Raw genomic sequence first — 12,865 nt, 5'->3', positions numbered from 1 at the left:
TTCGAGGCACTGGAATAGCGAGGCGGGTGTGAATTCGGAGGTGCTGGACGGACTAGACAGTTAGTTGCGTTTTATAAATTACGCTTGACGGGCCGCGTTCGGGCCACGTCCCGGCCGGCCCGCCGTTCAAAGCCCAATCATTACGTTTACCCTACGATGCGAAGCCCAAGCTGCACAATCCCGCAGCCTCTGCAACAATCTCGGGCGAACCCTAATCAATCGGCGGCCAAACACCCCGCCGCCGGACGCAGGTTCATCCGAATCCGGCCGCACCGTCGCGGCCCTCCGCCACCGACACGAGTCCACCTTGTCCGAAACCCGCTCCGCGTCGCACGACACCGGGAACGCCGACGCGCCCATGTCCGCCAGGAATCGTCGCGCCATGGCGGCCGTGATGCTGGCCGTCACGCTCGCCACGCTCGACACCGCCATCGCCAACACCGCGCTGCCCACCATCGCCATCGACCTCCACGCCGAGCCCGCCGCGTCGGTCTGGGTCATCAACGCCTATCAGCTCGCGATGGTCGCCACGCTACTGCCGCTCGCCGCGCTCGGCGACATCGTCGGGCACCGGCGCATCTACCTCAGCGGCATCGCCGTCTTCACGGTCGCCTCGCTCGCCTGCTCGGTCGCCTCGACGCTGCCCGCGCTCGCCATCGCGCGCGTGCTGCAGGGCCTCGGCGCCAGCGCGATCATGAGCGTCAACACGGCGCTGATCCGCTACCTGTATCCGCCGCATCAGCTCGGACGCGGCCTCGGGCTCAACGCGCTGGTGGTCGGGGTGTCGTTCGCGGTCGGGCCGACCGTCGCCTCGGCGATCCTCTCCGCCGCCACCTGGCCCTGGCTCTTCGCGGTCAACGTGCCGCTCGGCGTGATCGCGCTGGCCTTCGCCCTGCCCGCGCTGCCGCAGACGGCGCGCGGCAAACACCAGTTCGATCCGCTCGCGGCGTTGCTGAACGTCATCACGTTCGCGGCGCTGATCTTCTCGCTCAGCGAAGCCGCGCAGCGCGGACCGCTACCCGTCGTGATCGTTGCCGCCGTCGTCACCGTCGTGTTCGGCCTGCTGCTGCTCCGGCGCGAAGCCGGGCACCCCGCGCCCATGCTGCCGGTGGACCTCTTCAAACGGCCCGTGTTCGCGCTCTCGGCCGTCACCGCCGTGTGCTCGTTCGCGGCCCAGGGGCTCGCGTTCGTGTCGCTGCCGTTTTATTTCGAGGAGATCCTGCATCGCAGCCAGGTGGCGACCGGCTTCCTGATGACGCCCTGGCCCGTCGTCGTCGCGCTCGCCGCGCCGTTCGCGGGGCGCCTCTCGGACCGCTATCCGCCGGGGCTCCTCGGCGGCATCGGCCTCGCGGTGCTCTGCGTGGGCATGGCGTCGCTCGCGCTAATGCCCGCGCATCCGTCGGTCGTGAACATCTCGGTGCGCATGGCGATTTGCGGGGCGGGATTCGGGTTCTTCCAGTCGCCGAACCTGAAGGCGATCATGGCGAGCGCGCCGCCCGAACGCAGCGGCGGCGCGAGCGGCATCGTCGCGACGGCACGGCTGCTCGGGCAGACCACGGGCGCCGCGCTCGTGGCGCTGTGCTTCGGCATCGCCGGACACCACGGCCCGACGCTCGCGCTCGCCTTGGGCGCCGTCTTCGCGGGCGCGGCGAGCATCGCGAGCGGCCTGCGGCTCTTCGCGCCGTCGCATCGCTCGGGCGCGCCGGCCGCCTGAACGCGAGGCCGCGCGCCGAAGCGGTCCGGCGCGCGGCGCTTACTTCGCGAAATACCCCTTGACGGCCGCGACGACCGTGTCGATGTCGGCCGCCGACACGTCGAGATGCGTGACGAACCGCGTCGCGTAGAGCATCTGCGTGAGGATGCCGCGTTCCTTGAGCCAGGCTTCGAGCGGCGCGCAATGCGCCTCGGGAACCTGCGCGAACACCATGTTGGTGGCCTGGGAAAGCACCGTCACCCCGTCGATCTGCGCGAGGCCGGCCGCGAATCGCGCCGCGTTCGCGTGGTCTTCGGCAAGGCGCTCGACGTTGTGGTCGAGTGCGTAGAGACAGGCGGCCGCGAGCACGCCCGCCTGGCGCATGCCGCCGCCGAGCATCTTGCGCCAGCGGCGAGCGCTCGCGATCAGCTCGCGACTGCCGACGAGCACCGAGCCGACCGGCGTGCCGAGTCCTTTCGAGAAGCAGATCGACACGCTGTCGAACGGCACCGTCAACGCGTCGAGCGGCTGCCCCGACGCGACGGCGGCATTGAACACGCGCGCGCCGTCGAGATGCGCGGCGAGCTCGCGCGTGCGCACGAAGTCCGTCGCGCGCGCGACGTAATCGGCCGGCAGCACCTTGCCGCCGATCGTGTTTTCCAATGCGAACAGGCGCGTGCGCGCGAAGTGATCGTCGACCGGCTTGATCGCGGCGGCGATGCGTTCGAGCGGAATCGTGCCGTCCGGGGCGTTGTCGAGCGGCTGCGGCTGGATGCTGCCGAGCACCGCCGCGCCGCCGCCTTCGTACTTGTAGGTGTGCGCGGCCTGGCCGACGATGTACTCGTCGCCGCGCGCGCAATGCGCCATCAGCGCGGCGAGGTTGCTCTGCGTGCCGCTCGGGAAAAAGAGCCCGGCCTCCTTGCCCGCCGCCCCGGCCACGCGCTCCTGCAGACGGATCACGGTGGGATCGTCGCCCCACACGTCGTCGCCGACTTCGGCGCGGGTCATCGCGGCCAGCATGGCCGCGCTCGGGCGGGTAACGGTATCGCTGCGCAAATCGATCATGCGTCGGGCTCCTCGGTAATGGAATGGCGCGCGGGGGCGAACCCGGGCGGGCGCGGCATCGAAGCTTCCGAGTGTATTTTCAAACGGGGACGACAGGCAAATCGGCGCGGCGCATTTTGCGCGGCGCCGACGGGACGATGAAGCGTGGTTGCAATCGGCGCGCGATCAGCGCGGCAGAATCGAAAGCGGATCGACAGGCTTGCCGTCGTTGCGGATTTCGAACTGCACGCCCGTCACGTTGTGGCTATCCGTGCCCATTTCGGCGATCGGCTGCCCCTGCACGACGACGTCGTCCTGTTTGACGAGCAGCCTGCCGTTGTGTCCGTAGGCGGTCACGACGGCGTCGTTGTGCTTGATGATGACGAGCGGCCCGTAGGCCGCCATGCCGTTGCCCGCGTACACGACGCGCCCGGCCGCGGCCGCGTGGACCGTCTCGCCGGGCGTGCCGCCGATCAGGATGCCCGTCGACTGGCCCGGCACGAACCGCTGGAGGATCGGGCCGCGCACGGGCCAGGCGAGCGACCCCGGCGGCAGGGCGACCTGCGCCGTGGCGGCGGGCGGCGTCGCGACGGGCGGCGCCACGCGCAGGATCTCGCCCGCCGCCACGGGCGCGTTATTCTCGAGCTGGTTCCAGCGCGCGAGGTCCTGCGGACGCTGCCCGAACGCGGCGGCGATGCTCGCGAGCGAGTCGCCCGGATTGACGCGGTAATACCCTGCGGGCGCGGCCATGCTGCCGGCCGGCGCCGTTCCTCCGCTCCACGGCGTGAGCGTGCAGGCGCTCATCAGCAGCGCCGCGGCCCAGGCCGGATATGCGCCCAGGCGTCGCCATTGTCGGTTCATCTCGCTTATCCTCGCTTGCGTACTCGACATGCATTCGAGTGCCGATCCTGCACATTCGTTCGCATACGTTCGTCATGAAGCGCGCGAACGCCGGGCGAAAACCCAGAACGCGCCCCCATTATATCGGCCGTTGCCCGCGCGCCGACCCGGCCCGCCGATATTGATTCGACGCCATGCTCGCCTATACTCCGTCGTGCTGCTCTCCAAAAACGGCCTGGCCGCCGATCTGCACCGCCGCGCTCCCGCATTCGTGAGGAATCCGAGGATGAACAAAGCCACCTTCGTGTCCGTGCAGCTTAATGCCGAAGACGTCGCAGCATCGCCGGGGCTCGTCGAACTGTTGAACAACCATCTCGTGTTCGCCGCCGACGTCGCCGAGGCCGCCGACGAACTCGTGCAGCTCGCCAGCATCGCCCGCCTCGCGAGCGGCGTCGAGGCGACCGTCGAGCTTCCCGCCGTGGCGATCGAACGGCTGCGCGACGCGCTCGACACGCTGAGCGGCTACGACGAAACCTGGCTTTTCGCGCTCGAACCGAGCCACGCACTCTTCGACGATATTGCACGCCGGCAGCGCACGCTGCACTGACGCTGCCAGCAGGAAGCGGGCAGGACCGGCCCCTTCGCCGGACGCCCGGTCGTTTCGCACGGGCCGCGCGGTTCCCTGCGCCGTCGGGCGCGAGGGACCGCGCGGAATATCGCCGTGCCCTTTTGGGGAATTGCCGTGAAAACTTTCCTGAACCGCCGCACCGGCCTCTTTGCCGCCGGCCCGTCCCATCTCGTCGCCGTCGCGCGCGACGTGCAGCCCGCCGCCGAACCCGCTCCGGACCCGGCAACGGCCGGGGAACCACCGCCCGAGACGGCCGAATCGGCGCGCCCGGTGCCCACGCTGCGCGCGGTGGCCGTGGTACCTTCGCAGGTCAACGGACGGCCCGTGCAGATGGCGGACAGCAGCGAATTCGACGCGCTCGCGAACGCCGATGCGCTGACGACGTTCCGCCTGTTCCGCAGCTTCGATTACGCGGTGAGCCTGCAGTTTCACGCGCGCGAGCTGACCTACTACGTCGCGCTCCACCAGGACGGCATGCTCTGGCGCGCGCTGAAGGCGGCCGACCTCGATGCCGCGGATGCCGTGTTTCACCATCTCGAGGAGCAGGCGATGCGCCTCGCGGACGGCGAAACGCGCCGCGCGCAACTGATCGCGCAGAACGAGCAGCTCACGCGCCAGATTTCGCAATCGGAATCGCACGCCGAGCGCCTGCGCAGCGATCTGCAACGCCACGCGACGCAGGAACATCTCGTGACGAACCGCCAGCACCAGGTTCGCAAGGAAGTCGCCCAGCTCGAGGCGCAGCGCATCGCGGCGCAAGCCCAGTTGAACAAGGCTCATCGCTCGATTCACCAGTTGAGCGTGGCGAGCAACGAAGGCATCCCGCATCTGCCGGGACGGTGAAAAAATAAAGGCGCGCGGGCGAAATGCCCGCGCGCCTTCAGTCAGCCGTGCGTTCGAACGCTCAGAACCACTCGGCGTGGAAGCTGCCGGGCTTGTCGACGCGCTCGAACGTATGGGCGCCGAAGAAGTCGCGTTGCGCCTGCACGAGATTGGCCGGCAGGCGCTCCGAGCGGTAGCCGTCGAAGTACGCGATGGCCGACGAGAACGCCGGCACGGGCACGCCCACGTTCACGGCTGCCGTCACCACTTCGCGCAGCGCGGCCTGGTAGTTCGCGGCGATGTCGCGGAAGTACGGGTCAAGCAGCAAATTCGCCAGTTGCGGATCGTGGGCGTAGGCGTCGGTGATCTTCTGCAGGAAGCGCGCCCGGATGATGCAGCCCGCGCGGAAGATCTTCGCGATCGTCCCGTATTGCAGGTCCCACTTGTATTCGTCGGAGGCCGCGCGCAACTGCGCGAAGCCCTGGGCGTAGGAGATCACCTTGCTCAGGTAAAGCGCGCGCCGCACCGACTCGACGAACGCCGCGCGATCGCCCGCGAACGGCTTCGCGCCGGGACCGGCGAGCACGCGGCTCGCCGCGACGCGCTGTGTCTTCAGCGACGAGAGCACGCGCGCGAATACGGACTCGGTGATGAGCGGCAGCGGCACGCCGAGGTCCAGCGCGTTCTGGCTCGTCCACTTGCCCGTGCCCTTCTGCGCGGCGCGGTCGAGAATGACGTCCACGAGGTCCTGGCCCGTCTCGTCGTCCTTCTTGCCGAAGATCTTCGCGGTGATCTCGATCAGGTAGCTGTCGAGCTCGCCCTGGTTCCACTGCGTGTAGACCTCGCCGAGCGCCCGGTTGTCGAGGCCGACGACCTGCTTGAGCACCGCGTAGCTCTCGGCGATCAACTGCATGTCGCCGTACTCGATGCCGTTGTGGACCATCTTCACGTAGTGCCCGGCGCCGTCCGGGCCCATGTAGGCCACGCACGGCTCGCCGTCGGGCGCCTTCGCAGCGATCTCGGTCAGGATCGGCGCGACGAGCTCGTAGGCGTCGCGCTGGCCGCCCGGCATGATCGACGGCCCTTTCAACGCGCCTTCCTCGCCACCCGAGACGCCCGTGCCGATGAAATGCAGCCCGGACTTCGCGAGCTCCTGGTTGCGGCGGATGGTGTCGGTAAACGGCGTGTTGCCGCCGTCGATCAGGATGTCGCCTTCATCGAGCAGCGGCTTGAGCGCGGCGATGGTCGCGTCGGTCGGCGCGCCGGCCTTCACCATCAGCAGGATGCGGCGCGGCTTTTCGAGCGACGCGACGAAGTCTTCCGGCGTGTAGGCCGGCACCAGCTTGCGGTCGGGAAACTCCGCGATCAGCTCGTCGGTTTTCTCCCGGCTGCGGTTGTACACCGATACGGCATGCCCCCGGCTCTCGATGTTCAGCGCCAGATTGCGCCCCATGACGGCGAGCCCCACGACGCCGATTGCCTGCTTACCCATATGACTCTCCATTTCTCGCAAAATCCTGGGCGCCCGGCGGCGCCGATCGTGCAAGGATAAGGGAAACGGCCGCCGGCCGTGCGAACGCGTGCGCGGCGCCGCCGTCGCGCGAGGCGCAAACCGCATGCCCGTGGCGCGAAAGGCGGACCCGGCGCCTTCCGGTCGTCGGGCGAGGCGCGCGCGGTTCAAGCCCGGCTTCGGGCGCCGCTCGATAGCGCTCAGTAGAGGCCCGTGCGCAGCCGCTGCACGAGCTCGAGGTCGTAGGCTTGCGCGTCGAAGCGCTCGCCGTTGATGCGCCGGTGCATCTCGCCCGCGCTCGGCAGGCGCGAGCGCTCGACGTGCTGCGCCGGATCCCAGAGCTTCGAGCGCGTGACGGCCTTCGAGCAATGGAAGTACGCCGCGTCGACCTCGACGATCAGCACGCTGCGCGGCGGCTTGCCCTCGACCGCGAAGCTTTCGAGAAGCGCCGCGTCGCTCGAGACGCGGCCGCGCCCGTTGACGCGCAGCATCTCGCCGACGCCGGGCACCATGAACAGCAGCGCGACGTGCGGCCTGACCGCCACGTTGCGCAGGCTGTCGATGCGGTTGTTGCCGATGCGATCGGGCAACGCCAGCGTGCGCGCGTCGACGATGCGCACGAAGCCGGGCGCGTCGCCGCGCGGCGAGCAGTCGAGCCCGTCCGGCCCCGCGCTCGCGAGCACGACGAACGGCGAAAGCTCGATGAAGCGCCGGTAGTCCTCGTTGACGTGGTCGATCTCCTTGTTGATCGCCCGTTCATGCGGCTGTCCGTAGAGGGCTTCGAGCGCCTCGAGCGTGATCGTCATGGGAAAGCCTCTCTCCTTGGGCAGCGACACGGCGGGTACGACCGGCGGCGCCTCGTCCGGTCAGGTTGTCAGGTTCGATGCGCCCGGCGGGCGTTCTTCCGGTTTCGCCCGGCGGTTCAACACGGCGCCTCGTCCGTGGCGAGCCGCGCGACAAACGTTTCGAGCGCCGGCGCGCACGACGCCTCGACTTTCAGCGCCAACAGCGGGTCCGCGCGGGTCCGGCCGAGATTGATCGCGGCGATCGGCTTGCCCATGCGCTGCGCCCACACGCAGAAGCGATAGCCCGAATACACCATCAGCGACGAGCCGACCACGAGCAGCGCGTCGGCGGCTTCGAGCGCGTCGCTCGCCGCCGTCACGCGCTCGCGCGGCACGTTCTCGCCGAAAAACACCACCGCAGGCTTGAGCCGCCCGCCGCACGCCGGGCAGACCGGCACGTCGAAGGCCGCCGAACCGTCCCAGTCGAGATGGGCGTCGCCGTCGGCCGCCGGCTCCGCATACGCGCCGGCCAGGCCGGGATTGCCCGCTTCGAGCAGCGGCTGAATCGAGGCGCGCGTGTACTGCGCGCCGCAATCGAGGCAATCGACATGGCCGATGCTGCCGTGCAGCTCAATCACGCCGGTGCTGCCGGCGCGCTGATGCAGCCCATCGACGTTCTGCGTGACGAGCGTGGCAAGATGTCCGCCGGCCTGGAGACGCGCGAGCGCCCGATGCGCGCCGTTGGGCCGCGCCTGCGCGACAGCCGGCCAGCCGATCATGCTGCGCGCCCAATAGCGTCGCCTCGCGTGATCGGAGCCGAGAAATTCCTGCAGCGTGATGGGCGGCGAACGTTTCCATTGGCCGTTTTCGTCGCGATAGCCGGGGATGCCGGAATCGGTGCTGATGCCCGCGCCCGTCAGCACGAAAAGACGCGGATGACGCCGGGCGAACGCGTGGAGCGCATCGAGCGCGGCCGAAGCGGAAACCGCGAACGGCGGAACCGGCTCGGGAACGCGGGCGGACTCGGAAACGGATGCGAATGCAGTCATGGCGGCGACGCGAAAAACGAACGGAGACGGCCTGTCTGCCGCGCCGCGCCGGGGCCGCGAACCGTGCGCCGGCGCGGCGGGTGCCGGCAAGGCTCGCGGCTCGGCCCAGTATATAGCGCGTGACGCCGTCCCGCGAGGACGGCGCCCGCGCGTCAGCCGCGCCCGACGAACGGCATTTTCGTGGCCATGACGGTCATGAACTGGACGTTCGCCTCGAGCGGCAGGCTGGCCATGTGCAGCAAGGCGTCGGCCACGTGCCCGACGTTCATCAGCGGCTCGACCGCGATCTGGCCGTTCGCCTGGGGCACGCCGCGCGCCATGCGCTCGGCCAGGTCGGTCTCGGCGTTGCCGATGTCGAGCTGGCCGCACGCGATGTCGTAGCGCCGGCCGTCGAGCGATACCGTCTTGGTCAGGCCCGTGACCGCGTGCTTGGTCGCCGTGTAGGCGATGCTGAACGGCCGCGGCGCGTGGGCCGAAATCGAACCGTTGTTGATGATCCGTCCGCCGCGCGGCGACTGCTTCTTCATCATGCCGAACGCCGCGCGCGTGCAGAGAAACATGCCGGTCAGGTTCGTATCGACGACGGCGCGCCAGTCCTCGACCGAAAGCTCGTCGATGTCGACGGCCGGCGCGCCGCGCCCCGCATTGTTGAAGAGCAGGTCCAGCCGCCCGTAGCGCGTGCGGATCGCGTCGAACAGCGCCTCGACGCTGGCCGCGTCGCCGACGTCGCAAGGCACGGCGAGCGCATCCCGGCCCTGCTGACGCGCTTCGTCCGCGAGCGCCTCGAGCAACGGCGCCCGCCGCCCCGCCAGGACCACGCTATAACCGTGTTCGAGCAGTTTCTTTGCGCAGGCGCGGCCGATGCCGCTGCCCGCGCCCGTCACGAGCGCCACCTTGCCGTGCTGTCCGTCGTTGCTCATTGCTTGCTCTCCTCATGGGTCCGGGTTTGTCTTCGCCCGTCGATGCCGATGCGCGGCGCGTCGTGTTGCGGCCGGCGCAATCGTCGGGGCGACGGTGTGTCGATTCCGCACCATACCGTAGTGGGTAGGGGATGACAAATGGGGGAATCAGGCAGAAAACCCGCGGTTTCCATGCCGTCCGGCGGCGCGCAGCACGGCGGGCCGGTTGCCGAGCGCGGATACGGGGGCGAAGAATTCGACGCCCTTGCTGTTCTCTTTCACGACCTGAAAGCCCAGCTTTCGATGAAAGGAAACGGACAGCCGGTTCGTCTTATAGACGTGGCTTCTCAGTTCGGCGATGCCCTTTGCGCGCGCGAGCCCGGCTATCTGCACGAGCAGTTCGAATACGGCCGATGTCCGGTGCAGCGGATGCGTGCTGAACGCGCTCACGAACCAGCAAGTCTGCGATTCGGGCCGAAGCATGGCATAGGCGACGAGCGTGCCGTCCCGGCGTACCGCGCATAGCGTGCTGCCGGCCGCCAGCGATTGTTGCAGGCTCGCCCGGTGCCGGTCGACGTCGAACGTGTCGCCGGCCCGCTCCGTATGTTCGCGCAGCGTGAGCACGTCGAGGTCAAGCAGTTCGTCTATCGATGGCAGCATGTCCCGAGGCACCTGGAGGGTCGTTGAAAGAAGCGAACGGACGTCGGCGCAATCCGGCGCGCGTCGGGTCGGGACAGTCAGGCCGGGAAAAATTCGTTCATCATCTGCTCGTCGGTCCGCGCCTGCAGCGCGCCGCTGCGCACGGCCTTCACGAACGCCTCGTAATCGCGCTCCACCTGGTCCGCATAGGCGAAGGCATAGCCGGTCAGCGCCTCGACGAACTGTTCGCCGCGCCCGATATAGGCCGCGATCTCGATGGCCGACCCGCCCGCCTTCGCATGCGCGCGCGCGAGCGCCCAGCCGCAGAGCCGCGCATAGCCGGCAAGCTGCGCGCTGTCGAACAACTCCAGGTCCACCGTGAGCTTTCTGTCGCGCAGATGCCGGACATAGAACTGGTGGCCCGAGGGCGCGGTCGTCCAGCCGAGGAAAATGTCGCTTGCCGCCTGCAGCAGGCGCTGCCCGTCGACGACGCGCGCGCCCTCGTGCTTGTGCGGCGTGGCCCGGAAATAGCGGGCCATGACCGGACCGCGCGCCTCCTTGAATTGCAGGAACAACGGCTGGTCGCGATCATCGACGGCAAGCAGCACGAGCGAGCGCAGGCCCACGCTGCCGACGCCCGCCACCCTGAGCACCAGGTCCTGAATCGGGAACTGTCCGAGCAGCGCGCGACGGTCGGGCGGCAGCGTCTTGAGGTAGCCCGAGTAAACCGGCCCGATCCAGCGCCGCCAGTCGGCGGCCTCGCGCTCGTCGCCCGCCTGCTCGAACAACGCCGGCCAGTCCTTCACGTGAAAGAACGACAGCGGCAGATCGCGCATCGTCCAGCGTTCGCCGTCGCGCTGCACGAGCCGGTCATGCGCGCTTTCGTGCACGCGGCCCGCGCCCTTCTCCATGCTGCGCCGGATCGGGCGGCGTCCTTCGGGCGCAAGCGCGGTCTCCACCATCTGGTCGAAACCGATCCGGTCGTACCAGAGTTCGAGCACGCCGCACTGCGCGTACTGGCGCATCCGGTCGAGATACTCGCCGACGGCCGAGAGCACGAACGTCTCCGCGACGCCGCGCGAGTAGCCGCCCTGCCGCGCCACGACGACGAGGCTCGCGACGAGCCGCTTGAGATCCCACTCCCAGGGGGCCGACGTTACTTCGTCGAAATCGTTCAGATCGAAGACGAGCTGTCGCTCCGGCGTGGCGAAGGCGCCGAAGTTGAGCAGATGGGCGTCGCCGCAGATCGGTATCGTCATGCCCGTATGCGGCGCAAACGCGAGGTCGTGCGCCTGGAGGATCGCGCTGCCGCGCAGGAAGGCGAACGGCGAGGCGAGCATGCGGCCGTGGCGCAGCGGCACGAGCCCGGCGAGCCGGCCTTCGCTGCTCTCGCGCAGCAGGTCGAGCGGGTCGCGGCGCGGCTCGCCCGTCTGCCGGTGGCTCGAGCGCTTCGCGCGCTCGCGCGCCGCCCGGCCTGCCGCCTCGCGCTCAGCTATGGTGCTCGCACTCATGCGCTTCTCCATCGTCGGAATTTGTCGTGAATCGTGGGGCGGCAAGGCCGCGCGAGGCCCGATTCCGCGTCGATAACGTCGTCGCCGACCCTGGCCCGCCCGGTATTTAAACGTGCAGTGCTGCATTGCGCAAGGGCGGCCAGGAGAGCGGAAGTTCGATGGAGAAGGGGTTCGCCAGCCTGAAGATCGCGATGGAACGGAAGGCGTGCCGGGGAGATGGCGGACATGGATATCGCGCTCGTTTCAGCCCGCACGCATGGCCTCGAACCGCGGACCGGACAGCCGACTTCCGATGGCAGGACACGCGCGGCCCGCCGGGCGAGCCACGCGCACAAGGGAAGCGCCCCGCGCTTTGCGGGCTCGCGCTACTTCCGTTTTGTCGTTATGACCGCTGCCGTCGCCAACGGTCCCGCGCGACGCAACGCCGGCCGTGCCGTCCCGGTCCCGACGACCGGACGCGCTCGCCGCCGGCCAGTTCGTCCTCCGTGCCGGCCGCGAAGTCGGCGTAAAACGGCGGAAACCAGTCGGCACAGTCCAGCAATGCGACGGACATCGGGGCGTCGACGAGGGCCGCGCCCAAACCGGGCCGTGCGACACCGCCCCACGCCGCCAGCGACGGCGCGGACGACCACCCCGAGCCGGCCGGTAGGCCAGCCTGAGGCAAAGCCCTCGAGGCATTTTCCAGCCGTACCGTCGTCAAACGCGCGCCCCATGCCGCGGCGAGACCGCTTGCCGCGATCAGGACGGAAAGCCCGGCATCCGGCGCGCCGGATGACTTCACGAATCCGCAGCCGAGACCGAGCAGGAGCAGCAGGGCGAGTCCCTGGACGATGTCGTCGCCGGCGGAGCGCCGGATGCGTCTCTGCGAGCGCGAACGGTGCGTGTCGAGCAGCACCGCGGCCGAGCCGGCCAGCGACAACGCGCCGACCAGCACCGCCAGATAGAGGCCCGCGCGCTGGCAGGGCGCGGAATTGCCAAGCCGCAGATCAAGCAGGAAGCCGCCGCACAATGCGCCGAGGCCGACCGCACCGCCGAGCAAGCCGACGACGCGCGAGCGACCGTCCAGGTCGAACTGGCGGGCGAGCCATACGCCGCCCAGCCCGCCGGTCAGACCGGCCGTCATCGCCCAGACGTCGCGCCCCAGACTGCCGGCAAGGAAGACCGGCAATGCAACGAGCGCCACCAGAAACGCGCTCGTCCGCCATCTCGTCGCGTATTCGGACGACGGCGCCGCGAGCCGCGAGCGCCCCCGCGGACAGCGCGGCGCTCCGCCGGAACGGCGCGAGACAACGAACCCGGTCCGCTGCGCGAGCGCGCCCAGCACGAAGGCCAGGGCGAACCCACCGCCCAGCCATGCGGCCATCGAAATCACCTGTAGTAGAGCCAATCGTTCCGGCATGTCTCCTCCTGCCACCTTTCGGGCGGCTTCCACCCTGTCGTCGCCG

General features: G+C 69.3%; 12 protein-coding genes. 3 read left to right on the top strand and 9 right to left on the bottom strand.

What is annotated here, in order from left to right:
* Nucleotides 1-358: 358 nt before the first annotated feature.
* Nucleotides 359-1,714, top strand: coding sequence for an MFS transporter (locus CY652_RS00355; RefSeq protein WP_102128993.1), 1,356 nt, complete (start codon nucleotides 359-361; stop codon nucleotides 1,712-1,714).
* Between the two features lie 39 nt (nucleotides 1,715-1,753).
* On the opposite strand, the gene ltaE is transcribed toward CY652_RS00355, so the two are convergent.
* Entirely contained in the window at nucleotides 1,754-2,758 is a 1,005-nt protein-coding gene (gene ltaE / locus CY652_RS00350; RefSeq protein WP_102128697.1) for a low-specificity L-threonine aldolase, read from the bottom strand.
* 165 nt (nucleotides 2,759-2,923) lie between these two features.
* Nucleotides 2,924-3,598, bottom strand: coding sequence for a murein hydrolase activator EnvC family protein (locus CY652_RS00345; protein WP_102128696.1), 675 nt, complete (start codon nucleotides 3,596-3,598; stop codon nucleotides 2,924-2,926).
* A gap of 265 nt (nucleotides 3,599-3,863) precedes the next feature.
* Here CY652_RS00345 and CY652_RS00340 point away from each other — a divergent pair, with 265 nt between their 5' ends.
* Both CY652_RS00340 and CY652_RS00335 read left to right on the top strand, forming a co-directional pair.
* Nucleotides 3,864-4,184, top strand: coding sequence for a hypothetical protein (locus CY652_RS00340; RefSeq protein ID WP_102128992.1), 321 nt, complete (start codon nucleotides 3,864-3,866; stop codon nucleotides 4,182-4,184).
* Between the two features lie 135 nt (nucleotides 4,185-4,319).
* The gene (locus CY652_RS00335) at nucleotides 4,320-5,048 is read left to right on the top strand and encodes a DUF2968 domain-containing protein (RefSeq protein WP_102128695.1); all 729 of its coding nucleotides are present in this window, start codon (nucleotides 4,320-4,322) and stop codon (nucleotides 5,046-5,048) included.
* Between the two features lie 61 nt (nucleotides 5,049-5,109).
* Here the strand turns inward: CY652_RS00335 and gndA are convergent, their stop codons facing one another.
* The 7 genes from gndA to CY652_RS00300 all read right to left on the bottom strand — a co-directional run bounded on the left by gndA (nucleotide 5,110) and on the right by CY652_RS00300 (nucleotide 12,819).
* A complete protein-coding gene (gene gndA / locus CY652_RS00330) occupies nucleotides 5,110-6,519 on the bottom strand; it encodes an NADP-dependent phosphogluconate dehydrogenase (RefSeq protein WP_102128694.1) in 1,410 nt (469 codons plus the stop codon).
* 218 nt (nucleotides 6,520-6,737) lie between these two features.
* Complete coding sequence (locus CY652_RS00325; protein ID WP_102128693.1) at nucleotides 6,738-7,343, bottom strand: pyridoxamine 5'-phosphate oxidase family protein; 606 nt, start codon at nucleotides 7,341-7,343, stop codon at nucleotides 6,738-6,740.
* Between the two features lie 116 nt (nucleotides 7,344-7,459).
* Entirely contained in the window at nucleotides 7,460-8,371 is a 912-nt protein-coding gene (locus CY652_RS00320) for an NAD-dependent protein deacetylase (protein ID WP_102128692.1), read from the bottom strand.
* 152 nt (nucleotides 8,372-8,523) lie between these two features.
* Nucleotides 8,524-9,291, bottom strand: a complete 768-nt coding sequence (locus CY652_RS00315; protein WP_102128691.1) for an SDR family oxidoreductase — start codon at nucleotides 9,289-9,291, stop codon at nucleotides 8,524-8,526.
* Nucleotides 9,292-9,438: 147 nt separating this feature from the next.
* Nucleotides 9,439-9,930, bottom strand: a complete 492-nt coding sequence (locus CY652_RS00310; protein ID WP_102128690.1) for a GNAT family N-acetyltransferase — start codon at nucleotides 9,928-9,930, stop codon at nucleotides 9,439-9,441.
* Nucleotides 9,931-10,007: 77 nt separating this feature from the next.
* Nucleotides 10,008-11,420, bottom strand: a complete 1,413-nt coding sequence (locus CY652_RS00305) for a DUF2252 domain-containing protein (protein ID WP_102128991.1) — start codon at nucleotides 11,418-11,420, stop codon at nucleotides 10,008-10,010.
* Between the two features lie 382 nt (nucleotides 11,421-11,802).
* Nucleotides 11,803-12,819: an NAD(P)(+) transhydrogenase (Re/Si-specific) subunit beta gene (locus tag CY652_RS00300; protein WP_180970350.1), complete on the bottom strand. Its 1,017-nt coding sequence runs from the start codon at nucleotides 12,817-12,819 to the stop codon at nucleotides 11,803-11,805.
* Between the last annotated feature and the right edge of the window lie 46 nt (nucleotides 12,820-12,865).

This window comes from Burkholderia sp. WAC0059 (assembly GCF_002870125.1).
Taxonomy (GTDB): domain Bacteria; phylum Pseudomonadota; class Gammaproteobacteria; order Burkholderiales; family Burkholderiaceae; genus Paraburkholderia.
The sequence above is the reverse complement of the archived record's forward strand: the minus strand, read 5'-3'. Positions and strand labels throughout refer to the sequence as shown.